Below are 25,888 nucleotides of genomic sequence, written 5' to 3'. Positions count from 1 at the left end.
ATTATGGACAAGACGTACTCCCCTAAAGACATTGAAGAGAACCTCTACCAGCAGTGGGAAGAAAAAGGCTACTTTAAGCCCAGTGGCGAAGGTGACTCCTACTCCATTATGATTCCACCACCGAACGTCACCGGCAGCTTGCACATGGGCCACGCTTTTCAACATACCATTATGGACATACTGACCCGTTACCAGCGAATGGACGGCAGTAATACATTGTGGCAAGTGGGCTCTGACCATGCCGGCATCGCCACTCAGATGGTGGTCGAACGACAACTCGCTGCTGAAGGCTCATCGCGGCAGCAGCTGGGACGTGACAAGTTCATCGATAAAGTCTGGGAGTGGAAGGCCGAGTCTGGCGGCACGATAACCCAGCAAATGCGTCGCCTCGGTGACTCTGTCGATTGGGATCGCGAGCGGTTTACCATGGACGAAGGGCTGTCAAAAGCGGTCCGCGAAGTGTTTGTGCAATTGCATAAAGACAACCTAATCTACCGCGGCAAGCGGTTGGTTAACTGGGATCCCAAGCTACAGACTGCAATTTCTGACCTGGAAGTAGAGAATAAAGAACAGCAAGGTTTTATCTGGCACCTGCGTTACCCGCTGGCCGAGGGTGCAAAAACTCAGGACGGTAAAGACTACCTGGTGGTTGCAACCACCCGACCAGAAACTATGCTGGGCGATATTTGCATTGCTGTGCATCCGGACGATGAGCGCTACCGTCACTTAGTCGGAAAACAGGTCGAGCTACCGGTTGTTAATCGCCGTATTCCAATTATTGCAGACGACTACGTAGACGCAGAATTTGGTACCGGTTGCGTTAAAATTACCCCTGCTCACGACTTTAATGACTACGAAGTTGGTAAGCGTAACCAAATGGGGATGATTTCGGTGTTTGACGACACCGCCACCGTACTGGCAAAAGCAGGCCTTTATACCAGTACCGGCGAGCAGCTAACTGAACTCAATGGCTTTAATGGCGAACTGCCTGAGCGATACGCAGGCCTTGACCGGTTCGACGCTCGCAAGCAGCTAATTGAAGAATTTGATAGTAATGGCTTACTCGAAAAAACTGAGAAGCACACCAACAAGGTGCCTTATGGCGATCGGGGCGGCGTTCCTATTGAACCTCACCTAACCGATCAATGGTATGTTCGCGCCGCTCCCCTGGCGGAGCAAGCGACCGCAGCGGTCGAAGACGGCCGTATCGAGTTTGTACCAAAGCAGTACGAAAATATGTACTTTAGCTGGATGCGTGACATTCAGGACTGGTGTATATCTCGCCAGTTATGGTGGGGTCACCGAATTCCTGCCTGGTATGATAACGACGGCAATGTGTATGTTGGCCGTAACGAGGAAGAAGTGCGCCAGCAGAATAACCTTGGCGATATCGCTTTAACTCAGGACGAAGATGTACTGGACACCTGGTTCTCATCAGCACTATGGACGTTTTCGACCCTCGGCTGGCCGGAAAAAACCGATGACTTAAAGACCTTCCACCCTACGGATGTGCTGGTCACCGGCTTTGATATCATTTTCTTCTGGGTTGCCCGCATGATCATGATGACCATGCACTTTATGAAAGATGAACAAGGGCAACCACAAGTTCCGTTTAAGAAGGTGTACGTTACTGGCCTTATTCGCGACGAAGAAGGTCAAAAGATGTCTAAGTCTAAGGGCAATGTTTTAGACCCGCTGGACATGATCGACGGTATTAGTGCAGACGAGTTAGTGGCCAAGCGCACCGCCAACCTGATGCAGCCTAAAATGCGTGAGAAAATCGAAAAGTCCACGCGTAAGCAATTCCCTGAGGGAATTTCGGCGCATGGAACTGATGCCCTGCGCTTTACGTTAACAGCACTTGCCTCGACTGGCCGCGACATTAACTGGGATATGAAGCGCCTGGAAGGCTACCGTAATTTTTGCAATAAGCTGTGGAATGCCAGCCGCTTTGTGTTAATGAACACCGAGCAGCACGACTGCGGAGCTAAAGGCGGCGACATGTCTCTGTCCCTGGCTGACCAATGGATCCTTGCTCGCTTTAACGCAACGGTAAAAGAGTTCCGTCAAGCACTGGACAACTACCGGTTTGATATGGCGGCCTCCATTGCCTATGAATTTACCTGGAATCAATTCTGTGACTGGTATCTTGAACTGACCAAGCCAGTGCTACAAAACGGTACTGAAGTAGAACAGCGTGGCACCCGGCATACGCTCGTTTCAGTGTTAGAGCAGCTGTTGCGTTTGTTGCATCCAATTACGCCTTATATCACCGAAACCATCTGGCAGCGTGTTAAACCATTAGCCGGCATAGGTGGCGAGACCATTATGCTGCAGCCTTTCCCGACGGTTACAGAAAGTACCGACGTACAGGCAATGCAAGATATGGAGTGGCTAAAACGGGTTATCGTTGCAGTGCGTAACATTCGTGGCGAGATGGATTTATCACCTAATAAATCGCTGCCGCTGTTACTGTCTCATGCTGACCAAATAGCGACTGGCCGAATTGAACAGAATAAAAACTTTTTAGCCAGCTTAGCCAAGTTAGATTCGATTGAGTTTTTAGCCGACGATCAAGAGCCGCCTGCGAGTATGACAGCCTTAGTCGATAACCTGCAGCTGCATATTCCGATGGCGGGACTGATTGACAAAGAGGCAGAGCTTAAACGTCTGACTAAAGCAATAGAAAAGGCGGAAAAAGACCTGCAGCGCGTTAGCGGCAAGCTCAGCAATGAAAACTTTGTTAGTAAAGCGCCGGAAGCAGTAATTGCTAAAGAGCGTGAAAAGCAAAAAGAGGCTGAGGAATTGGTTGATCAGCTGAAAGAGCAACTGGAAAAAATAGAAGCGCTATAATAGCGCTTCTGTTTTACTCTTCTTCAAATTCGTCGTCGAGCAGCGTTCCCCAGCCATCGTAGTCGACCTGGCACTCGTTGGCTATCGCTGCGACTTCTCGGACCTGGCGAGCTAATACAGCCTCATCCAGTTCAACATCGACTGAAGCTGCAAATGCGAACCAGCGCTGACCTTGCTCGTCTTCAAATTCATCAGCATCATCAACGTGGTAGCCTTCTTTAACCAACTCGACGGCCGCTTTTTCCAGCTTAGTAAAGTCCTGGCTGGCTAAATGGTGCTCTATTTCATAAAGCTGCGACGGGTCAGCACCATCATCAATCAGAGCCTCAATGGTTTGCTGACTTTGTTGCAATAGCTCATCTAAATTAACCGTCATGCATTTTCCTTCTCTGACTGCTGTGGTTTATCAAGTTCAGCAATTTTATGCGCCATTTGCTGATGGCACTGTTTGCTTAAATCGCGCAGAGTTTCTTTGCGAAAATTAGCTATTTTAACCGGTTGTAAAAACTCTACTCGGAGCTCCCCATTATCCCACCGGTTCATTTTGATTTTATCATGTAAGTTAGACACACACACCGGTACGATATCGACGCCAGCCTGAAACGCAGTGTGAAAAGCACCATTTTTAAATGGTAACAAGCCACGCCCGTTACTACGTGTTCCTTCAGGGAACATCCACACCGAAATATCTCTCTTTTTTATTGCGGTAGCTGTTTGCGCAATAGTGCCGTGTGCTTTGCCTTTGTTCTTGCGATCAATCAGGATATTGCCAGCCAGCCAATACAGCCATCCAAAAAACGGTATCCAGCGCAGGCTCTTTTTCCCTACCGTGACCGTATTAGGCGGCAGAGTTGCCGCTATCGTAAATATTTCCCAACTGTTCTGGTGGTTACATATATAGACATAGGGCCCTCCGTTAGGCACATCAGAATGTACTTTCACCCTAAGTTTCAGCCCCAATATGCGGGTCGCCCAACCAAAAACCCGTGCCCATATAAAGGTATTGTTGCGATGGAATGGCCGTAAGATGCAAAACAAACAGCCACCAATACCAAAAAGAACAACAAATACCCCTAATAATAACCAGCGAAACGCAGCTAACATCTTTTCTCCTTGTTATTGAGTCCCGCTAGTATAGCTTTTTTAATGCTGATAAACGTCCGATCAGTCGTCATCCGTTGGCTCAACCACCTCATTTTTCTCTGCAGCATTCTCAACAGTAATAGCATCTACTCGCTGTAGGCCACGTGGAAGCTTGTTGCCACGACGTCCGCGCTCACCACGATAATGTTCAATATCTGATGGTTTTAAGGTCAGCTTGCGCTTACCAGCCTGTAAAGTCACCACAGCGCCTTCGGGTACCGTTGCTAGTGCCACTACGTATTCTTCGCGGCCTTGAGCTCGTAACGCCGGAATGTTAATCAGTTTATTACCTTTGCCTTTACTCAACTGCGGCAAATCAGCAACCGGGAACACCAGCATTCTGCCCTCATTGGAGACGACAACCACACTATCGTTATTAACGTCGTTAACCGTTATTGGCGCTAATACTTTGCCACCAGTTGGCAGTGTTAAAATAGCTTTCCCGTTTTTATTACGGCTAACCAAATCATTAAACTGACACACAAACCCATAACCGGCGTCAGACGCTAATAAGTAGTGTTGCGGTTCTTTGCCCATTAAAACATGTTCAACCGATTCACCACCGACAATATTGAAGCGGCCGGTCAACGGTTCCCCCTGACTGCGTGCAGACGGTAACAGGTGTGCTTCACACGAGTAACTGCGCCCGGAGGAATCAACAAACACCACCGGTTGATTGCTTTTACCTTCGGCCGATGCCAGAAAACTGTCGCCGGATTTATAACTTAACTTTTCGCCATCGATATCATGCCCTTTAGCACTGCGTACCCAGCCCTTTTTCGACAGCACTACCGTCACTGACTCAGCAGGGGTCAGCTCTCGTTCTGTTAGCGCTTTTGACTCACTGCGGGTTACCAGTGGCGAGCGGCGATCATCGCCATAAGCTTTAGCATCCGCTAATAGCTCCTTCTTAATCAAGGTTTTTAAGCGACGATCAGAGCCCAGCAAAGTTTCCAGCTTTTCCCGTTCTTTCTCTAACTCGTCCTGTTCGCCTTTTAGCTTCATCTCTTCCAATTTGGCTAAGTGGCGAAGTTTTAATTCGAGAATCGCTTCAGCTTGTTTATCACTTAATCCAAAGCGCTTGACCAGCTCTTGCTTGGGCTTATCTTCGTAACGAATAATTTCTATCACTTCGTCGATATTCAGGTAAGCAATCAGCAAACCTTCGAGCAAGTGCAGCCGCGCCATCACTTTGTCTAACCGGTACTGCAGGCGGCGAGTAACCGTTTGCAGTCGATACTGCAGCCATTCAGTTAAAATACCGACTAGCGGCTTAACCTTAGGCCGGCCGTCCAGACCCAGAATATTCAGATTCACCCGATATTGTTTTTCTAAGTCTGTGGTAGCAAATAAATGCGCCATCAACTGTTCTACGTCGACTCGGTTCGAGCGTGGGACAACCACCAGCCGAGTTGGGTTTTCGTGATCCGATTCGTCACGTAAGTCCGACACTAACGGCAGCTTTTTAGCCTGCATTTGAGCCGCTACTTGCTCCAGAATTTTGGCGCCCGACGCATGATGCGGTAGTGCGGTAATAACCACTTCCCCATCTTCCATAAAATACTTAGCGCGCATTTTGATGGTGCCACGACCGCTCTCATACAGCTTTTTGATATCCGCCGCGGGGGTAATAATCTCTGCATCCGTCGGGTAATCAGGCCCGTGTAAATGCTCCATCACCTGATCCAAGTCGGCACTGGGTTTATCCAGTAATAAAGCACAGGCATTGGCGACTTCACGCACGTTATGCGGTGGAATATCCGTTGCCATACCCACCGCGATACCGGTCACACCGTTTAGCAAAATATGCGGTAGTCGCGAAGGCAAGACTTTAGGCTCTTTCATGGTACCGTCAAAGTTCGGTATCCAATCGGAGGTGCCCTGCCCTAATTCGCTGAGTAAAACTTCGCTAAAACGTGACAACTTTGCTTCGGTATAACGCATTGCTGCAAACGATTTAGGATCATCCGGGGAGCCCCAGTTGCCCTGCCCATCGACCAAGGGATAACGATAGGAAAAAGGTTGAGCCATTAACACCATGGCTTCGTAACAAGCACTGTCGCCGTGTGGGTGGAACTTACCCAACACATCACCAACGGTACGCGCTGATTTTTTATATTTCGCCAGTGCTGATAAACCCAGTTCGGACATCGCATAGACAATACGTCGCTGCACCGGTTTTAAGCCATCGCCAATATGCGGCAGTGCCCGGTCCATTATCACGTACATGGAATAATTTAGGTAAGCCTCTTCGGTAAAGCGGCTTAACGGTGTCTGTTCAGTAACTTCCGTCGACATTTATAATCTCCGTTACAGCTCAGCCAAATCGGCCATATTGCCTTTGCTTTCTAACCAGGCTCTGCGATCTGAAGAACGCTTCTTAGCCAACAGCATGTCCATTAGTTCTTCCATCTGCTCTGCGTCATCTATGGTCAGCTGAACAAGGCGACGAGTATTCGGATCCATAGTCGTTTCGCGCAACGTTAACGGGTTCATTTCGCCTAAGCCTTTAAAGCGTTGCACATTAACCTTACCCTTGCGTTTTTCAGCTTCAATACGGTCTAAAATGCCGCGTTTTTCGTCCTCGTCCAGAGCATAAAAAACGTCTTTGCCGACATCGATACGATACAACGGAGGCATCGCCACAAAAATATGACCGTTCTCCACCAGAGGCCGAAAATGTTTTACGAATAAGGCACACAGCAGTGTCGCAATATGCAGACCATCCGAGTCAGCATCCGCTAATACGCAAATTTTGTTGTAGCGCAGCTTGTCCAGGTCAACCGTGTTGGGGTCCACTCCCACTGCAACTGAAATATCGTGGATTTCCTGCGACGCCAAAATTTGGTCGGGCTCAACTTCCCAGGTATTAAGAATTTTACCGCGCAGCGGCATTACCGCCTGAAAGTCTCTGTCCCTGGCTTGCTTGGCCGAACCGCCGGCTGAGTCACCCTCGACTAGAAACAACTCACTACGCGACGGCTCCTGACTGCTACAGTCAGTCAGCTTGCCGGGTAATGCTGGGCCCTGGGTGACTTTTTTGCGCACCACTTTTTTGCTGGCTTTTAGTCGGCGTTGCGCATTAGAGATACACAGATCTGCTAATGCTTCGGCTTGTTCGGTGTGTTCGTTTAACCAGAGACTAAAAGCATCCTTTACAATGCCCGAGATGAAACTTGCCGATTGACGCGACGATAACCGCTCTTTTGTTTGTCCTGCAAATTGCGGGTCCTGCATTTTGGTCGACAGGATATAGCTACAGCGTTCCCAGACATCTTCGGGGGTTAATTTAACGCCACGCGGCAATAAATTACGAAACTCACAGAACTCGCGCATTGCTTCTAATAAACCCTGCCGCAAACCATTAACGTGGGTGCCACCAAGAGCGGTTGGGATTAGATTAACGTAACTTTCGTTAACCCCTTCGCCGCCTTCTGGCAGCCAGGTGACTGCCCAGTCAACGGCTTCGGTCTGGCCCGAGAAACTGCCGTCAAAAGGCTCTTCTGGTAGGGTAGGAATGTCACTGACTGCTTCAATTAAATAGTCGGTCAGACCATCCTGATAAAACCAACTGTCCTCTTGTTCATCAACATGATTTTTAAACTGAATGGTCAGGCCTGGACAGAGTACCGCTTTCGCGCGCAACAAATGGCGCAGTTTAGTCACCGAAAACTTCGGCGCATCAAAGTATTTGGTGTCTGGCCAAAAATGAACCCGGGTGCCGGTGTTGCGCTTGCCACAGCTGCCCGTTACCTCCAGCTCACTGACCTTGTCACCGTTCTCGTAGGCCATTTCATAGACCTTACCATCACGTTTGATGGTCAACTCGACCCGTTTCGACAGTGCGTTAACAACCGAGATTCCAACCCCGTGCAAGCCACCGGAGAATTGATAACTTTTGTTGGAGAATTTGCCACCCGCGTGAAGTTTGCTCATGATCAGTTCGACCCCGGGAACTTTTTCTTCAGGGTGTATATCAACGGGCATTCCGCGTCCGTCGTCTAACACTTCAAGTGACTGATCCTGGTGTAAGATAACGGTAACAGTTTTAGCGTGGCCAGCGAGCGCTTCGTCCACACTATTATCAATAACTTCCTGGCCAAGGTGATTAGGTCGGGTTGTATCGGTGTACATTCCCGGTCGGCGCTGCACAGGCTCCAGCCCATTCAGCACTTCTATTGAATCGGATTTATAGTCTGTCATGAGTTCCTGTTATTATCGCTTAGCGCTTTATTGTTATAGACGCCGAATGGCTGCCATCAATGTACCGTTATCAGCTTCTTATTTGAAGCCATGCGGCATAAATTTATCGGTAACCGCCGCTCTTACCTGACCCTGCTCTCGACAAAGCGTCAGCCAGTCCGCCAAAAACTGATTAACCTGAAATTTTTCATCACGATGACGCATATCCTGGTTAGGTTGTTGATAATGCACGGCCAAGCGTCTAACGCCCTGACTAGCAATGACCTCTGCCATGCGAACATCGTGGTATAAACGAACTTCCAGGCTAGCCTGTAAGTAATTTGCAGCCCAATGACTGGGCTGCTGAACAATATCAACGTCAGTAGTATAACGTGACTCGCTTTTAATGGTCAGCTCGAACATAAGAAATTGACCGGCACGAATAGTGACCGGAACATCTGCAGAGTTAGGCAATAGGTTTACTAGCCCTGCGTAGTTGCGTTCATGCAACTGATGCAATGCAGCAACATCAACTACATACTGCTTTTGTCCGTTCAAGCCACTCTCCTCAGTCGTTAAATAATCGTTCGGTGTGCAACTGCATCCATTGTAGCCCAATCACGCTTGCCGCATTGTTAAAATATCCTTTTTCTAACATTCTAATTGCTTCATTAAAGTCTATTCGGCTCACCCGAATGTCCTCATGTTCTTCTGCAATACCGCCTAGCTCAACGGCATCAGCTGCGTTTACTTTGGCAATATAAATACTAAGGCGTTCATTAGTGCCGCCGGGGCTCGAGTAATAACTTAACGCGTATTGCAGTTGCTCGGCCTTTAGCCCAGCCTCTTCCATCAGTTCTCGCTCGGCCACTTGCTCGGCCGACTCATCAGCATCGAACATACCAGCAACAAATTCAAACAACCAAGGGCCGTGCTCATTTTCCATTGCACCGACCCTAAACTGTTCCAACACGACCAGCTCATTAGTTTTTGGATCGTAAGGAATAACCATCACCGCGTCGCCGCGGTCCATCAGTTCCCTATCGATCGTCTCGCTCCAGCCCCCATTAAACAGTCGGTGCTGCAGTCTGTAACGAAAAATAGAAAGAAAGCCTTTGTGTAACGCTTCTCGTTTTTCAACCTGTACATCTTTTTTATGAAATTTTGCCTTCACAGTCATCCTTATTATCGTATTTCTCGTTCAATTCATCGATAAACATACATTCTGTTACACTTAGGCGTGATCTGAAACCATCTTTCGCTTAAAGTTACATCAATCTCAGGTTAAACTGGTATTCATTCAGCACTGTATGTAAAATATTCGTCAATTGCTCAATTATAGCTACGGGACATAACAAACGATGAAAAAGCATTTACTGTCCGCAACTGTTGGTTTAGCACTTTCCGCAGTTACATTTACGTCAAGCGCCGACGATTTGGCTCAAATCTATCAACTTGCTACTAAAAACGATCCTGCATTATTGCGCGCTGCCGCTGAACGCGACGCTGCGCAGAAAAATATTGATATCGCAAAGTCAGCATTTTGGCCTCAGGTGACCGGTTCACTCGGGTATTCAGAGTCGACTTCTGAATCACAAACCTATTTCGAGACGCAGGATGCGTACGTCACACTCGATTCCGAACGAACAGGCTGGAATGCTGGTCTAACTCTAAACCAAAGTGTGTTTGACTGGAGTACATGGAAGCAAGCCGATATTGCCGAAAAGCAGGCTTATCGTGCCGAAGTAGGATATCGCGATGCCGCTCAAAGTTTAATGCTGCGAGTGGTAAATGCCTATTTTGGAGCATTACAAGCACAAGATGATTTAGACTTCGCGCAAGCAGAAAAACGCGCCATTGAACGCCAGCTGGAACAAACTAAACAACGTTTCTCTGTCGGCTTAACCGCCATCACTGATGTACACGAAGCGCAAGCTCAGTTTGACACCGCAGTCGCCCAGGAAATTCAGGCGCGTAATGCGGTTAAAATTGCGATGGAAAACATCCGCGAAATCACGGGTCAGTATCCTGATTCACTCGCTGGCCTCAATACTGAATCTTTTTCGCCTTCAGAGCCAACTCCCGCAAGCATCCAGCAATGGGTCAAAAAAGCAGAGAATGGCAACCTAAGCCTAATGCAGAGCATGGTTTCAGTCGACATCGCTAGCCAGCAAATCAGGCTGCAGCAAACAGGCCACTATCCGACCGTTTCATTATCAGCCCAATATTCTACGGCTGATACCGAAACCGATACCACAGGCGCCGGCTTTAACCGGACCACCAATCCTCCACGACTGGATAATCAGTCAATTGGACTTAACGTCAGTGTACCGATTTTCTCCGGTTTCCGAGTTTCAGCTCAAACAAAACAGGCTCGCGACAACTACGTTGCCTCCAGTCAGACCATGGTAGAAACTCAGCGCACGGTAGAGCGTGAGGTTCGTAACGCCTTTTATGATGTCAATGCATCGATTTCTAGCATTAAAGCGTTTCAACAGTCGGTAACCTCAGCAGAAAGCGCCTTAAAAGCAACTGAAGCCGGTTTTGAAGTGGGTACCCGTACCATCGTTGACGTATTAAACAGTACTCGTAATCTGTTTAATGCGCGTCGTAATTTAGCCGAAGCACGCTACGGATACGTGCGCCAGCGTCTGGCTTTAGAGCAAGCCATTGGTGACTTAACTCCAAACGACTTAGACTCGATAAACGCCAGCCTATCAGAAAATGTTGACAGCACAGCCGCTGACTAAAACACTCTTTTAAATGGCGTAACAAAGGCATCGTAACAGGTCTGTTCACGATGCCTTTTATTTTTGTGCTAGTATGCCGAAAAACTTAGCTGGTTATAAAAACATACCGTGATCGAAAAGCCGAAATTCAAACTCTATTTTCTACACCCTAAGTTCTGGCTAACCTGGCTGGGCGTACTTTTTCTATACCTGGTTTCCTGGTTTCCATACCGTCTGCAACTGCTGCTTGGCAAAGGTCTGGGGCGACTATTTAAGAAAGCCATGCCACGCCGGGTCAACATTGCCAGACGCAATTTAGAGCTGTGTTTTCCCGACTACTCAGCCGAAAAAATTGAACAGCTAGTCACCAAGAATCTGGAAAATACCGGTATCGCCTATTTTGAAATAGGTATTGCCTGGTGGTGGCCTAACTGGCGAATTAAACGCAAGCTGCATGTTCACGGCAGAGAAAACTTAGACAATGCGCAAAAAGATGGCAAGGGCGTGTTAATGCTGTTGTTTCATTTCTTAAGTTTAGAAGTTCATGCCCGGCTACATGGACTGGTCAAGCCTGCTGTTGGTTTGTACCGCCCACACAATAACGCTGTCATGGAGTTCTTGCAGACACGCGGGCGTGGTCGCTCCAATAAATATATGATTCAAAGACGTGACGTTAAAGGCATGCTTAATGCCATTAAACAAGGCGAGATAGCTGGTTACTTGCCCGATCAGGACTATGGCCGCAGACGGGTTGAGTTTGTCCCCTTTTTTAATGTTGCAGACGCCTCAACGACCACCGGAACCACGTTATTTGCGCAGCATCCTAATTGCAATGTGCTGGTCAGTCGCTGTGTTCGCCGCGATGACGGTAGCGGCTACGATGTTTATTACGAGCCAGCATTAACAGGCTACCCGAGCGGTGATGACAAAGCTGATGCGGCTTATATTAATAGCTTGGTCGAAGAGGCGGTTTTAAAAGCTCCGACTCAATATCTTTGGGTACACCGGCGGTTTAAAACCCGACCCGAAAAAGACATGCCCAGCTATTACGATTAAGCTACTCAAAAAGTCGTCGCCAGCATTCTAAAACAGCCTGCCGCTCATTGGTTAAATCGTGTTGCACCAATACGTTTTCACCCTGAAGCGCCAGTGAATGACTTTCGCAACGAAAAATTTGAAACGCATTGATCAGATTTTGCACATCAACCTCGGGAATCAGTTGTAGCTCTTGGGCAACTGTCAATATTCGTATGTTGTCACTGTAGCGACATAACTCGGGGTATTCATCAGAATAAGCTAACACCAGGTATTGAGTGATAAATTCAATATCGGCAATACCACCGCGATCCTGCTTAAGATCAAAGCTCTGCTGTTCGGTATCCGCTGGCTTTGATGCTAAGTGGTCACGCATTTTCTTGCGCATGCTCAGCACATCTTCTTTTAACGCTTCTTGATCGCGCGGCCGCGACAGCATCGACTGCCGTATGTCCTCTAGCTCGGCGCACAGATAGTGATTGCCATATACACACCGAGCTCTTACTAATGCCTGCACTTCCCAGGTCCATGCATCCTCCCGCAAGTAGCGTACAAAGGAGCTTACCTGAGTCACCAGCAGCCCGGCCTGGCCCGATGGCCGCAATCGTAAATCAACATCATAAAGCACGCCGGCGACAGTACGGGTGGTGAACAAATGTAAAATCCGCTGAGCGAGGCGCAAATAAAACTGTTGTACTTCTATCGGCTTCGGGCCATCGGTTTGCGCTTGATAATCGGCATCACATACAAAAACTAAATCTAAATCGGAGCCATAACCAAGCTCTAGGCCACCCAGCTTGCCATATCCGAGAACGGCAAAACCGGTATCATCAATCGAACGTCCGGTTGGGGCACCATGTTTTTGCGTCAACTGTGCCCACGCCATGGTCACCACTTCGGCAATAACGGCCTGGGCCAGGTAACTTAAGTGATCACTTACTTTCATCAATTCCAGAGCACCGCTGATATCGGCTGCTGCAATTTTTAACTGCAATGCTTGTTTTGCCTGACGCAACGCATCCATCTGCCGTTCCATATCCTGTTCCGGGATGCGGACCAGGTAATCTCGTAGCAGGCCTGGATAGTCATCAGGATCCGCCAGTTGGTAGAGCTGCTGTGGGTCAATAAGTTCGTCTAGCAACATCGGGTGGAGCGCTAACTTTTCTGATATCCAGGGACTGGCTGCGCACAATTTACACAGCTGCTCACGAGCGCCTGGGTTTTCCGCCAGCAATTCAATGTAGGCCGTTCGACTCATAATCGCTCGAATCACCGAAAGCACCCGATCCAGCAACTGAACCGGATGTTGTTGCTGCAAAATCTGGCGTAACAACAAGGGCATTAAGCGGGTTAGAGCGGAACGTCCTCTGGGTCCAGAGCTGCGCTTCCGCGTTTCTAGCCGAAAGTCTTTAATCTGATGCCAAATAGTATCGACGTCTGCGTCAGTTTCCTGTGTCAAAATTTCCAGCGCCGCATCGTCCTCAAGCATATCCTGCCAAAGTACTTGCAGGCCCTGCTCTTCTTCGTCTTCTTCCGAATGCGCTCCCACTACCTGCTGGAACTCATCATGAATACGTTTCATCACTGCGGTAACGTCGGTCATCACAGTTGACCAATCGTCGTAACCTAACAAGTAACAGAGCTGCTGCTGCCTCAGTTCTTCGTCGGGCAACTGCTGGGTTTGTTCATCATTCAGTTGCTGCAAACGGTGTTCGACCACGCGCAAAAATTCGTAGTCCGTTATCAGTTGTTTAACCGTTGGCCCAGGCATCAAATCTAAACGTTCTATTTCTTTATAAGCCTGATACAACGATTGAGTTTGTAGTGACTTTTGCTGACCGCCACGGATGAGCTGGTGAGCCTGTGCGATAAACTCCACTTCCCGAATGCCACCTGCGCCAAGTTTTATATTATTTTTAGCACCCTGACGACGGGTTTCCTGAGTAATCAGCAGTTTCATTTTGCGTAACGACTCGATAGCGCTAAAGTCGATATAACGACGATAGACAAAGGGTCGTATTAATTGATAGAAATCCTGGGCATAAGCCGAGTCTTGATTAACCACTCGGGCTTTTACCATGGCATAGCGCTCCCAGTCGCGCCCTTGCTCCTGGTAATAATGTTCAAGCGCATTAACACTTGCCACTAACGGTCCTGATGTACCGAATGGTCGTAACCGCATATCAACCCGAAACACTTGGCCGTCTGCGGTTTGTTCATCCAATGCAGCAATCAAAGCTTGGGCTAGCTTGGTAAAGTAAACGCTATTTTCGATAGAACGTTTACCGCCTTTTGTTTCACCCTGTTCAGGGTAGAAAAAAATCAAGTCGATGTCAGAGGAAAAATTAAGCTCCCTGCCGCCTAGTTTGCCCATCCCCAGGATCAACAGTGGTTGTCGCTCGCCATTCTCAGTCAGCGCGTACCCAAAGCGATCGCTCAGGTTTTCTGTACTCCACGCTAAGGCTGCTGCAACGCAGGCGTCGGCCAACGCCGTATAGTGTGCCAGCGAATCAGACAAACTCAGCTGACCTTTTATCTCCCGCCAAAGTAGCGCCGCCATACAGGCATGGCGAAACTGTCGCAACGTTCTTTTTAGTTCTGACTCCGAGCTACAATCGTTCAGTTTTGCCGTTATTAACGAGCGATAGTCACTGGCTTCAAGCGCTTGCTGGTATGTTTCTATAACCGCTTGTCCATAACGCTCCATGGTTTGCGCAAAAAAGTCGCTGCTTGCCACTAAATGACGACATTCTGAGTCGTCGACAACACTGTCCAGACGTTCTTCAATGCGTTCCCAAATAGCCTGCGAAGACTGCAATAGATCGGTTTGTGGAGATTCTTTTAGTAAGTTTTTCATCGCCATTTAAACTTGCCAGTAGGGTTCTCTTTTCAGTGCCGCTTTTCGAGAATATTCCAACGCTTTTAACAGCGACTCTCGCTGTACCTGCTGCCATTCAATCAATTTTTGATCGTTGAAATCATCACTGTTTTTAACCATCTCGTGCAAAATATGCAGAGCCGTGATTTCTCGGATACCACGAGCCAAATCCTGCCAGGGGGAACGGAAGTTATCGCGCGTTGCCGGATCGAATAGCATACCAAAACAGGTGCCCAACATCAGGCTATGCTGCAGCTTAGGTAACAATTTGAGGTACCGCTCTTCACTCAAGTCTTCGGTTTCTGCAAATTCTTGCTGAACCTCGCGCCAATCGTCTCTTAGCAGAGTGGTTGCCCATTGCTCGCAAGGTTGCTGCAATTCCTCGGTTTGCGGACGAGCAATTAATAATCGTGACAGATCCAGCAATAGTAACTGGTAGTCATGAGAATGGACTTGCTCTACTAGCTGATGCAACTGAACCACTTGTTGTTGGTTATCCATTAGCAACTCGTATAAACCGCTATAGCGCTTTAACGCCCGATGGTAAGCACCATCCTCAGCAGTCAGCTCTGCTAAGCCCTCAAAACGTTTCAACCAGGTTAAATGAGTTTGCACACGACCCAGTCGCTCCGCCAGACCATCAATGTCCACTTCCATCCGTTGCAGTTGTTCTAGCACTGCCCGACACAAATAAATTCCGTCGGCCATTCCTTGAGCGGCTCGCACATTGGCATGATTATCAAGACAGGCCTCGTTATGTTGCCAGTGCCGTAAGCCATACTCAAGTGACCGGTAGAGCGCTTCAGCTAGGCTTTGTTCGGCTTTCACTGCCACAAAATGAGTCTGTACAAAAGGTTCTAAAACACTGCGCCCCGCCAATAAGTAACCTCGGGCTGCTTTACTCAGCGATCCCATGCGGGCATTAAGTTGTTCGACAATTTGTTCTCCCAGGGAATAAATATCTTCGACATCCCCGCCTTGTAACTCCAACTCAATCTCAGCAATTTGTTGGGTTTCGCCGTTAGCATTAATTTGACCCAGATCTAAAACCAACTCTATTTGACCGTCCGCGCTGGGCAATATCCACCGGTGGCGAGTAAAGTCAGTAACAAATAACTGCTGTAAGTCACGTTGAATGTCGTATACCGGGAAGTCATCAGGCCATATATCTTCTTCAAATAGGGTTAAATCTGGTGACATTTCGAGCACTGGCACATTGTATTCGGGACGTTCATGCATCCCTCCTAACACTCGACCGGCCAACTTTATTGTTTGTTCAAGTTGATCCGCTGAGCGCCTGATACGTAACCCCATATCAAACTGCCGCAAACGTAAGTCGCTCGTGTCGTAGTAGGCGTTTTCAAGTTCAAGCTCTTGATAATCAAGCTGTTTTGAAAAGTTTTGCGCTATATCACGGCATGTTTGCAAGGCATTTTCGCGTTGCTTAGGCTCAATCATTAATTTGAGCTCTAACTCTTGCGACATTTCGTGCGACATAAATGATGTTCCAGTGCTGAAAGGTGTGCTGATAAAGGTATAGGCTTGCTAGCCTCGGGTCAATATAAAGCCTCTCTGCGCTGGCTTGACAGGGGGTGTTAAAAGTTGCAACGTGAAGTAGCAAAAGAAGTCTTTACCGGCGCTAAAAGTAATTTATACTGGCGCCCGATTCCCATCGTTGGGGAAGCACGCCGAGCTTCGGCCTGGCTTTACAGGAGATGCTATGTTTAAAGCGAGTGAGGTGCTATCCAAACAGCATCAGGCTGAGGACCTAAGGTCCTTGCAGCAGGCAATAACCGACAATTATATGGTCGACGAAGATGCTTACATGCGTGAGCTATTGCCGCTGGTTCCTGCCGATGATGATACGGTTAGCGCGGTTACCGATCGCGCAGCTAAATTAGTTGAGCAAGTAAGAGAAAACGCCGATAACGGCGTGGTTGATGCGTTTTTGCAAGAGTACAGTCTGGACACCAAAGAAGGTATTATTTTGATGTGTCTGGCAGAGGCTCTGCTACGCGTCCCGGATGCCTATACCGCCGATGCGCTAATCCAGGATAAATTATCTGGTGGTGATTGGCAGAAGCATATGGGACAAAGTGCATCCTGGTTAGTTAATTCCGGTACCTGGGGATTAGCTTTAACCAACAGTGTAATCAATCCAACCGGCATTCCAATGGAAACGCCTAGAGGCGCATTCCGCCGCCTGGTTCGAAAAATGGGCAAACCAGTCATTCGCAAAGCCACCTATACGGCAATGCAGATTATGGGCAAGCAGTTCGTATTAGGACGCTCCATTGAAGAAGCCTTAAAAGAAAGTAGGGATAATCGCGACAAGGGTTATACCCATGCTTATGACATGTTGGGCGAAGCAGCTCTGACCGAAGAAGACGCAGAGTACTACAAACAGCAATATGTCAATTCTATCAAGACGATTACTAAAGAAGACTTTAATAACCCGGATGCGCCGCGGCCGACGATTTCGATAAAGTTATCGGCGCTGCATCCACGCTACGAAGCTTCTAACCACGAGCGTGTGTTAACGGAACTGGCAACAACCTTAACCGAGCTAGTCAAGCTAGCTAAAGAGGCCGACGTCGGGGTAACGATCGATGCAGAAGAAGCAGATCGCCACGAGCTGTCGCTGGAGTTGTTCGAGAAAGTTTATCGCAGCGGCGTTTGTAAAGGCTGGCCACGCTTCGGACTTGTGGTTCAGGCATACTCTAAACGGGCTCTACCAACACTTTGTTGGATATCAGCGCTGGCTAAGGAGTGCGGTGATGAAATTCCCGTACGCTTGGTTAAAGGCGCATACTGGGACAATGAAATTAAATGGAGTCAGGAAAATGGCGTTCCTGCGTACCCGGTATTTACCCGCAAATCGCACAGCGATATTTCATTCTTAGCCTGCTCACGGTACTTATTAAGTGACGACACGGATGGGGCCATTTATCCGCAGTTTGCGACGCATAACGCGCAAACCATTGTGTCGATACAGCACATGAACGAAGTAGCGCAACGCCGGATTGAGTTTCAGCGTTTGCACGGCATGGGCGATAGTCTTTATGACACTTTAATGGCGCAAGACCCCGAGTTGGTGGTTCGTATTTACGCACCGGTAGGGCCACATCGTGACCTACTTCCTTACTTAGTCAGACGACTGTTGGAAAATGGTGCTAACTCGTCATTTGTTCACAAGTTGCTGGACTCTGACACACCTGTGATGGAATTGGTTGAACACCCAATGGAAACAGCCTCAGGTTACGAGAAATACGCTAGCAGCAAGATTCCTCTTCCCCCGGAAATTTATGGGGATCGCAAAAATTCGTTAGGATTGAATATGAATATTCACTCACAAGCAGATGATTTTATTGCTGCAGTGCAGCAATATCGTGACAAACAATGGCAAGGTGGTCCAATCGTTGACGGCAAAACTGTCGAAACCGACCACCACGTAAGTATCACCAGCCCTCAAGAAACGGCAAAACAAGCCGGACGCATCTACTGGGGCGACAAAAAGCTGGCCGAGCAAGCCTTAATAAGCGCCAACAAAGCGTACAAATCGTGGCGTGAGGTTCCTACCGAGGACCGGGCCAAAAGCCTGGAAAAATTCGCGGACTTAATGGAAGCCAACCGCGACGAGTTAATTGCTTTGTGCTCTATCGAAGCAGGTAAAGGCTTACAAGATGGTATTGACGAAGTTCGAGAAGCGGTCGATTTCTGCCGTTACTATGCTAAGCAGGCTCGTAAGCTAACCGGTGAAGCTATTCAGTTACCCGGGCCGACCGGCGAAGACAATAAACTGTTTGTCGAGGGTCGTGGTACCTTTATCTGTATTAGCCCTTGGAACTTTCCATTGGCAATATTTGTCGGCCAGGTTGCGGCAGCACTGGTTACCGGTAACTCGGTCATTGCAAAACCAGCCGAGCAAACCGGGCTTATTGCGTATCGCGCCGTCCAGCTTGCATTAGAAGCTGGCATTCCAGGTAATGTTCTGCACTTTATGCCGGGCAGTGGTGCCGAAGTGGGTAGCTATCTAACCTCGCAAGAAGACATTGCTGGCGTTTGCTTTACCGGCTCTACTTACACCGCTCAAGCCATTAACCGTGCATTAGCAGCCCGCACAGGGCCAATCGTGCCATTAGTTGCAGAGACTGGTGGTCAAAACGCAATGATGATTGATTCGACCGCTCTGCCTGAGCAAGTGGTTACCGATGTTGTAGCCAGTGCCTTCCAGAGTGCCGGTCAGCGCTGTTCCGCACTGCGTGTACTATTCGTCCAGGAGGATGTCGCCGACCGCGTTATCGACCTGCTACGAGGAGCCATGGAAGAGTTGACCGTAGGCGACCCAATGCTGCATGAAACCGACGTAGGTCCGGTGATTGACGGTATCGCTAAGACTAATCTGGAGCAGCACATTTCAGATATTCAACAAGCAGGCCGGTTGATTGCCCGGGCGCCAATGCCGGACTATACCAATGGCGGTACTTTCGTTGCTCCAACAGCGATTGAAATCGATAGCATCAGCCAACTGGTAAAAGAAAACTTTGGCCCGATTTTGCACGTTATCCGCTACAGCACCGATAACATCGACGAAGTTATCGACAGCATTAACGGCACCGGCTTTGGTCTTACCTTCGGTATCCACAGCCGTAACGAGACCTTCGCTTACGATGTGGCAAGACGCATCGATGTGGGTAACGTTTACATCAACCGTGACCAGATTGGTGCTATCGTCGGCGTGCAACCATTTGGTGGTCGTGGTATGTCAGGCACCGGGCCAAAAGCGGGCGGGCCACACTACCTGACCCGTTTTGTAACCGAAAAAACTCGCTCTGATAACATCACCGCGGTAGGTGGTAATGCTACCTTGTTGTCTTTAGACGACTAATAAAAGTGGTTGTTTTATAGCAAAGCCGGAGTTCGACGACTCCGGCTTTTTAGTCTCTTTCGTCTACTATCTTGATCTCGCTGTCCGCTAACTGCTGCTCTAAATCATCATCATATATCACGTAAATTTCTACTAATCGTTGGTTATCCTGAAACTGCACAGCCGCAATATCCTCTTCGTATCGGACTAATTTCGGCGGGTTGTCCAATTTGTGATAGCTCGGTGGCAGGATAAATCGCTTTTCCAACAATGTCTGCCCGTCCCAGCTTGCGGCCAGTTGTTTAGGCCGAAACTTAATGATGACGGCGGCAACAATCGCCATGGTTGTTAAAGCACCAATAGCAATAATCCATAATGGCACCGCACCACCAATGTGAATGGCTACCCAAATAGCCAAAAAAAAGCCGCCCCAACCTTGGGGACGGCGACTATCTCGATAGAATTCTATTTTCTTAGAAGTCGTCTTGGTCATGTAAGTAAAGGCTCTCACTTCCGTCTTTAATACTTGCTACTAACGAGTGGATACGTGGCAGGATCCGTGCATAATAAAACTTAGCGGTTTTAATCTTGGTTGCTAAATAGGGACGTTCCGCCTGTTTTTCTTCGGCAACCACCGCCATTCTCAGCCACAAATAAGCGTATGCGACGTAGCCTAGCAAGTGCAAATACTCAACCGCAACACTATTGATGATGTTTTCATCAGCAGCGGCCTTATCCAGCACTTCGGCACTCACTCCATTTAGTGATTCCAATGCCTGTTTTAATTGAGCGCGTTGCTTAGTCCACTCTTTATGCGGTGCTATTTGTTCGATAAAATCTTCGATTTCAGCAGTAAATGGCTGCAGCAATTTACCGCCAGAGCCGCAGACTTTTCGACCCAGTAAATCCAGCGCCTGAATTCCGTTGGTACCTTCATAAATCTGCGCAATACGAGTATCGCGGACAAGTTGTTCCTGACCCCATTCACGCACGTAACCGTGACCACCAAACACTTGCTGCCCGTGAATCGTTGATTCCAGCCCAGTATCTGTTAGAAAAGCCTTAGCCACCGGTGTTAACAGCGCAACCATGGCATCAGCCCGTTGTTGCTGCTGCGCGTCTGATGCATATTTAGCACGGTCCAGTTGTTGACCCACCCAGGTAGAGAAAGCCCGGCCGCCTTCGTTCATTGCTTTCATGGTAAGCAACATGCGACGCACATCACCGTGCACTAAAATAGAGTCCGCCTCGGCACTCTCATTACGAGTTGCTTTTGCCCCCCGGCCCTGAGTCCGGTCTTTCGCATATTCCAGTGCATTCTGGTACGAACGTTCTGCTGCGCCCAGACCTTGTATCCCAACACCTAGCCGCTCATAATTCATCATCGTGAACATCGCCGGTAAACCCCGATGTGGTTCACCGACCAGCCAACCTTTGGCACCATCAAAGTTCATCACGCAAGTAGCTGACGCGTGTATTCCCATTTTATGTTCAATAGAGCCACAACTGAGCGAGTTCGGCTCAGTTAAATTGCCATTACTATCTGACAATACTTTGGGCACCAGGAATAGCGAAATACCCTTCGTACCAGCGGGCGCATCCGGTAATTTAGCAAGTACCAAGTGTACAATATTATCGACCAAATCGTGTTCACCACCGGTAATAAATATCTTGGTACCGGTTATTGAATAACTGTCATCATGGTTTGGCGTTGCTTTGGTTTTGATAATACCAAGATCAGTGCCGGCATGCGGCTCCGTAAGACACATACTGCCAGTCCATTCGCCACTGGCCATTTTAGGTAGGTAATGACTTTTAAGCTCATCACTACCATGCAGATCCAACGCCATGATGGCGCCTGAGGTTAAGCCTGAATAGAGTGAGAAAGCAATGTCTGCACTACACAGCATCTCCTCGTATTGTGCCGATAGCGACTTCGGTAGACCCATTCCACCAAAATCAGGGTTTGCGGTAACACCGACCCAGCCGCCTTCCGCCAACTGCCGGAAATTTTCTTTATAACCATCGGGAGTTGTCACAACACCGTCGGCAAAACTAACGCCTTGCTCATCAGCCTCGCGGGAAAGTGGAGCAATTAGGTTCTCAGCGACTTTAGCGGCTTCATCGAGAATGGCGCTAGCCGTCTCAACGTCCATCATCTCAGCCAGTTCTTCAGTTTGCTGCCAATCAGCCGCAACATTAAAAACATCGTGTAAAACGAAGTCCATGTCATCACGCGGAGCTCTGTAATCTGCCATCGGAAACCTCTTTGCTAAACAGTTATTTCAAACACCTGTTTGATTTAGTCTGCTTAGAGTAAAAAGTTCGTCTCATAATGTCAATCACAATCCCTTTTAAGGCTCTTTCCTCCAGTCTTCCAGAGCTCTAACGGTAAAAGCTTTCCCGCTCAGTGACAGCACGACTTGCTGTGGCTCTATGCGTTCAACAGTCAGCCCCTGGAAGTTGTCACCAACATACAACCGCTGAGTATTCAACTCGATCCAACGGTCGGCTCTGTTCGACACAAACATGTGCCCGTCGTAACTAAATTCAGGCACCTGACGCCGGAATTCACGTTCAAGATCAGCTAAAGCGGGCATCACCGAAGAACTTTGTGATGGGCTCTCAGAAGAGGAACTTTCTTTAACCGCCTGCTCAAATTTCGCTAACAGGTCTTCAGAAACACTATTTAAATCGAGCGGTTGCCGACTGGCACTATCCTGCTGTTGCGGTTGTTGATTAACTACCGTAGGTTCTGGCTGAGGTGGCTCTGGTTGAGGCGATGCTTCCCACTCAATAGCGCTTACTGTTTTGGCGTTGCCCAAAGAGTAGTCTTGTGATTGCTCGGGTTGCCCGGGAAGTGGTTGCTCGGTTACCCAGGGTTTTACTAAAGCAAGCAAAATAATTAACGCAGCCGTGGCGATTGCCATTGCTGCCACCAACACTATCAACCAAGGTTTAGAATTGTTTGATTTATTATCCATTAACAACGGGTCAAGCTGACTGCCGCGATTCACCAACGGCGACTGTTGCTGCTTTAAGGCTTTTAACAACGATGACATGTGACTACCCTTCTCCTACTTCATTGCGCAGTCGCGGCCCTGACTGATAATACCGGGAACTCAACCATGCCAGCGTCGCGGCATCTAAACGACCGGTCACAGGAAGCCCTGCCTGGCGCTGTAATTGCCGAAACTGTTGCTGTGAAGAGAGCTGCGCATCCGCTTCGCTCAAGTGCTGCTTAAGTTGTTGTTGCAACCACTGTTTCTGTTCATCTTCGGACAAGTTACCGGATGAAAACGGATGTTGATACAACATCAACAGTTCACCATTCCACTGATTAGTATCAACTCGGTCAGTGGTTTCCACTAATGCTGCCGGGCGTTGGTCTTTAAATAGCAAAGCCGGGTAGTTGATCGATTGTACTTGAGAAACACTGAGTGTGTCGGTCAAGCAAGCAAGTTCATAATTTCTGACCCAATCACAGAACGCTTGTTCCACGGGTGGTTGCGGCAATTGCCAGGCAACGGCCAACCGTTCCACCGCTGCATATTTGTCTTGTTTCTGCTCTACAGCACCCATCGCGGGTTCGTTCGGTTGCAATAAGAAGTAACTGACAACTGTTGCTAGTACCACCAAACACACTGCCAGCGTTATCGCAGCGGTGACTTTCAATAGGGTTCCTTTAGTTTGGTGACTGTCGGTTCCTTCTAATTCAGCGATTGCTTGTTTTATGTGTTTTGGCTGAACCTGTTGTGACGAACTGGTATAGGCTGACAGTAACGCCCTATCGCAGACCAAATTCAATAGTCGAGGAACCCCTTCTGTTGCCTTATGGGCTGCTACACATGCAGCATGGCTGAATAATGCGCGATTTGCTCCCGCTATCTGCAGCCGATAGGCAATATAACGTTCTGTATCCGCCTGCGTTAACGGTAATATGTGATAGCGAGCGGTTATCCGTTGCGCCAGTTGACGCAACTCTCGGCGTCTTAGCAAATCCTGGAGTTCCGGCTGGCCAATCAGTATGACTCGCAACAATTTGTTTTGATGTGTCTCTAAATTGGTCAGTAAGCGTAACTGTTCCAGCACTTGTGGTTTTAGGTGTTGTGCTTCGTCAATTAACACCACACACTGTTCACCTTGTTCGTTAGCCGACAGTAAAAATTTACTAATTTTATCGGTCAGAGTTTTACGGGTTGCCGAACGTTTTTGATAGCGAATACCAAACTCATCACACAAGGTGGCGAGTAATTCGTCTTCACTTAACATTGGGTTTAATATAAAAGCAGTGCGCGTCGTTTCCGGCAACTGATCAAGCAACGCTCGCGATACGGTCGTCTTACCGGTACCGACCTCGCCGGTCAACAAAATAAAGCCACCGCTGCCCTGCAAACCCTGGGTTAAATGCGCTAACGCTTCCTGATGTCGCTCACTCATATAGAGGTAGTGCGGATCCGGTGCAATGGAAAAAGGTTGTTCCTGTAAACCAAAAAAGTTCTGATACATAAGGATTGGCAGTAATTTTTTTTGTGTCAGTGTAACTAGTAGCTTGCAGTACTGCGAGTGATTAGACAAGATCGAAAAAAAACAATTGGAGACAGACTTGAAAACCTACTTAGTTGGCGGAGCAGTCAGAGATAAATTATTGGGACTAACCCCCCATGAACACGACTGGGTTGTGGTAGGCGCAACACCTGCAGAACTCGAGGCAGACGGCTATCAACAGGTAGGCAAAGATTTCCCCGTTTTTTTGCACCCTGAAACAAGAGACGAATACGCATTAGCTCGCACCGAGCGCAAATCCGGCAAAGGTTACAAAGGCTTTAGCGTAAGTTTTGATCCAGAGGTTACCCTGGAACAGGATTTAGAACGTCGTGATCTAACCATCAACGCTATTGCCGAGGACACCGAAGGTCAGCTAATCGATCCGTTTAATGGGCAAAAGGATATCGAGCAACGACTGCTACGGCATGTGTCTGCGGCATTTAGTGAGGACCCTTTGCGGGTATTGCGTATCGCAAGGTTCTGGGCACGTTTCGCACACCTCGGTTTTAGTATTGCCGACAATACATATCGTTTATTACAACAAATGACAGCTTCTCGCGAGTTAGAGCATTTGACGCCAGAGAGAGTCTGGACAGAGTGGCAAAAAGCGCTGGGTACCAGAAATCCGGAACTGTTCTTACAGTTATTATTAGAGCTTAACGCCACTGAGCAAGTATTCCCGCAGTTAATCGTAACCAAAGCCTGCCTAGAGCATCTTAGACAAACGGCGCAACATACCGATGACCACGAAACACGGTTTGCCAGCATCTTCATTCAGCAGTCCGGCGACTTTAACCTGAACCAGTTTTGCCGGCAGCTGGCAATTCCCAATCGTTACCGGGACGCGGCGCAAATGGCGCTCTATCAACGACAGTTGGTCACCGCGCCGAATATTGACAGCAGTGACTACTTTAAACTTTTGAAGGACATTGATTACTGGCGTCGCCCGCAGCGATTACAGCAATTCTTGCAACTAAGAGAAGCTCTGGTTAGTCATCATTCTTTGCAGTTATCGACTGGAATAGAACTCGCAGCAAAACAAACGACCCAGATAAGTGCTAAACAACTTCAACAACAAGGTTTGCAAGGTAAACAGCTGGGAGAAGCGTTACAGGTGAAACGCCAGCAGGCATTTGAGCAATATTTCCCGGGATCTTAAAACGGTAACCAGCGCTCATCGTCTATTGGCGCAAGTTGTTGTGCGCTGCGATAGTTTCGCCAAAGTTCTGCGAATGTTTTTCCCTGCAACGGATGTATTTTGTCCGGTGCTATTTCCGCCAGCGGCCATAATACAAAGGCATTTTCGGTGATCTCGGCCCGCGGCAACTGAGGTTCGTAAGTATTAACTCTGTCGTCATAAAGCAGCATATCGATGTCTAAAGAACGCGGGCTGTATTTTGGGCTATTTGCCGCACGACCGTTTTGTTGTTCTATGTGCTTGCAGACAGAGAATGTCTCGGCAACAGACTGAGTCGTACTCACTTCAACCACTAGGTTATAAAAGTCGCTGCCGTCAAAACCTACCGCCCTGCTTTCGAATACTCGTGACCGCTGACGCCAATCAAAATGTTCCGCTAGAGCAATAAGACCGCTGATAATGTGTTGTTCACGATCGATATTAGAACCGATACCTAGAAAAACTTGCGCCATAAG

General features: G+C 48.3%; 18 protein-coding genes. 5 read left to right on the top strand and 13 right to left on the bottom strand.

Annotation, left to right across the window (positions count from 1 at the left end; all coding sequences use genetic code 11):
• Positions 1–3: 3 nt before the first annotated feature.
• Positions 4–2,853: a valine--tRNA ligase gene (locus CWI81_RS12430; protein ID WP_126785640.1), complete on the top strand. Its 2,850-nt coding sequence runs from the start codon at positions 4–6 to the stop codon at positions 2,851–2,853.
• 13 nt (positions 2,854–2,866) lie between these two features.
• Here the strand turns inward: CWI81_RS12430 and rraB are convergent, their stop codons facing one another.
• From rraB to CWI81_RS12400, 6 genes are all read right to left on the bottom strand, one after another.
• Positions 2,867–3,229: a ribonuclease E inhibitor RraB gene (rraB, locus tag CWI81_RS12425; RefSeq protein WP_126785639.1), complete on the bottom strand. Its 363-nt coding sequence runs from the start codon at positions 3,227–3,229 to the stop codon at positions 2,867–2,869.
• Positions 3,226–3,957, bottom strand: a complete 732-nt coding sequence (locus CWI81_RS12420) for a 1-acylglycerol-3-phosphate O-acyltransferase (protein WP_126785638.1) — start codon at positions 3,955–3,957, stop codon at positions 3,226–3,228. The genes rraB and CWI81_RS12420 overlap by 4 nt, the downstream gene beginning before the upstream one ends.
• A gap of 60 nt (positions 3,958–4,017) precedes the next feature.
• Positions 4,018–6,294 (bottom strand): DNA topoisomerase IV subunit A, encoded by a 2,277-nt coding sequence (gene parC, locus CWI81_RS12415; RefSeq protein WP_126785637.1) that lies wholly within the window; start codon positions 6,292–6,294, stop codon positions 4,018–4,020.
• Positions 6,295–6,306: 12 nt separating this feature from the next.
• On the bottom strand, positions 6,307–8,199 hold the full coding sequence (gene parE / locus CWI81_RS12410) for a DNA topoisomerase IV subunit B (protein WP_126785636.1): 1,893 nt from the start codon (positions 8,197–8,199) through the stop codon (positions 6,307–6,309).
• A 78-nt stretch (positions 8,200–8,277) separates the two neighbouring features.
• Positions 8,278–8,736: a DUF1249 domain-containing protein gene (locus tag CWI81_RS12405; RefSeq protein WP_126785635.1), complete on the bottom strand. Its 459-nt coding sequence runs from the start codon at positions 8,734–8,736 to the stop codon at positions 8,278–8,280.
• 10 nt (positions 8,737–8,746) lie between these two features.
• A complete protein-coding gene (locus CWI81_RS12400; RefSeq protein WP_420809718.1) occupies positions 8,747–9,352 on the bottom strand; it encodes an NUDIX domain-containing protein in 606 nt (201 codons plus the stop codon).
• 187 nt (positions 9,353–9,539) lie between these two features.
• Between CWI81_RS12400 and tolC the strand changes: the two genes are divergently transcribed.
• Together tolC and lpxL are read left to right on the top strand one after the other, a co-directional pair.
• On the top strand, positions 9,540–10,928 hold the full coding sequence (gene tolC, locus CWI81_RS12395) for an outer membrane channel protein TolC (RefSeq protein WP_126785633.1): 1,389 nt from the start codon (positions 9,540–9,542) through the stop codon (positions 10,926–10,928).
• A gap of 108 nt (positions 10,929–11,036) precedes the next feature.
• On the top strand, positions 11,037–11,963 hold the full coding sequence (gene lpxL, locus CWI81_RS12390) for an LpxL/LpxP family Kdo(2)-lipid IV(A) lauroyl/palmitoleoyl acyltransferase (RefSeq protein WP_126785632.1): 927 nt from the start codon (positions 11,037–11,039) through the stop codon (positions 11,961–11,963).
• 1 nt (position 11,964) lies between these two features.
• On the opposite strand, the gene glnE is transcribed toward lpxL, so the two are convergent.
• Positions 11,965–14,799 (bottom strand): bifunctional [glutamate--ammonia ligase]-adenylyl-L-tyrosine phosphorylase/[glutamate--ammonia-ligase] adenylyltransferase, encoded by a 2,835-nt coding sequence (gene glnE / locus CWI81_RS12385; protein WP_126785700.1) that lies wholly within the window; start codon positions 14,797–14,799, stop codon positions 11,965–11,967.
• Positions 14,800–14,805: 6 nt separating this feature from the next.
• Positions 14,806–16,317: a CYTH domain-containing protein gene (locus CWI81_RS12380; protein WP_241970432.1), complete on the bottom strand. Its 1,512-nt coding sequence runs from the start codon at positions 16,315–16,317 to the stop codon at positions 14,806–14,808.
• Between the two features lie 223 nt (positions 16,318–16,540).
• On the opposite strand from CWI81_RS12380, the gene putA reads away from it, so the two are divergent.
• Complete coding sequence (putA, locus tag CWI81_RS12375; RefSeq protein ID WP_126785631.1) at positions 16,541–19,708, top strand: bifunctional proline dehydrogenase/L-glutamate gamma-semialdehyde dehydrogenase PutA; 3,168 nt, start codon at positions 16,541–16,543, stop codon at positions 19,706–19,708.
• Positions 19,709–19,757: 49 nt separating this feature from the next.
• Here putA and CWI81_RS12370 read toward each other — a convergent pair whose 3' ends face one another.
• The 4 genes from CWI81_RS12370 to CWI81_RS12355 form a co-directional block, all read right to left on the bottom strand.
• The gene (locus tag CWI81_RS12370; RefSeq protein ID WP_126785630.1) at positions 19,758–20,180 is read right to left on the bottom strand and encodes a hypothetical protein; all 423 of its coding nucleotides are present in this window, start codon (positions 20,178–20,180) and stop codon (positions 19,758–19,760) included.
• Complete coding sequence (locus tag CWI81_RS12365) at positions 20,161–21,945, bottom strand: acyl-CoA dehydrogenase C-terminal domain-containing protein (RefSeq protein WP_126785629.1); 1,785 nt, start codon at positions 21,943–21,945, stop codon at positions 20,161–20,163. The genes CWI81_RS12370 and CWI81_RS12365 overlap by 20 nt, the downstream gene beginning before the upstream one ends.
• A 96-nt stretch (positions 21,946–22,041) precedes the next feature.
• Positions 22,042–22,749: a general secretion pathway protein GspB gene (locus tag CWI81_RS12360; RefSeq protein ID WP_126785628.1), complete on the bottom strand. Its 708-nt coding sequence runs from the start codon at positions 22,747–22,749 to the stop codon at positions 22,042–22,044.
• A 4-nt stretch (positions 22,750–22,753) separates the two neighbouring features.
• Positions 22,754–24,196 (bottom strand): ExeA family protein, encoded by a 1,443-nt coding sequence (locus tag CWI81_RS12355; protein ID WP_126785627.1) that lies wholly within the window; start codon positions 24,194–24,196, stop codon positions 22,754–22,756.
• A 97-nt stretch (positions 24,197–24,293) separates the two neighbouring features.
• Between CWI81_RS12355 and CWI81_RS12350 the strand changes: the two genes are divergently transcribed.
• Positions 24,294–25,394, top strand: a complete 1,101-nt coding sequence (locus tag CWI81_RS12350) for a tRNA nucleotidyltransferase/poly(A) polymerase-related protein (protein ID WP_126785626.1) — start codon at positions 24,294–24,296, stop codon at positions 25,392–25,394.
• Here the strand turns inward: CWI81_RS12350 and folK are convergent.
• Complete coding sequence (gene folK, locus CWI81_RS12345) at positions 25,391–25,885, bottom strand: 2-amino-4-hydroxy-6-hydroxymethyldihydropteridine diphosphokinase (RefSeq protein ID WP_126785625.1); 495 nt, start codon at positions 25,883–25,885, stop codon at positions 25,391–25,393. The genes CWI81_RS12350 and folK overlap by 4 nt on opposite strands.
• Between the last annotated feature and the right edge of the window lie 3 nt (positions 25,886–25,888).

The organism is Idiomarina seosinensis, from assembly GCF_003987275.1.
GTDB classification, from domain to species: domain Bacteria; phylum Pseudomonadota; class Gammaproteobacteria; order Enterobacterales; family Alteromonadaceae; genus Idiomarina; species Idiomarina seosinensis.
Note: the sequence above shows the minus strand (reverse complement) of the source record. Positions and strands in the feature narration are given on the sequence as shown.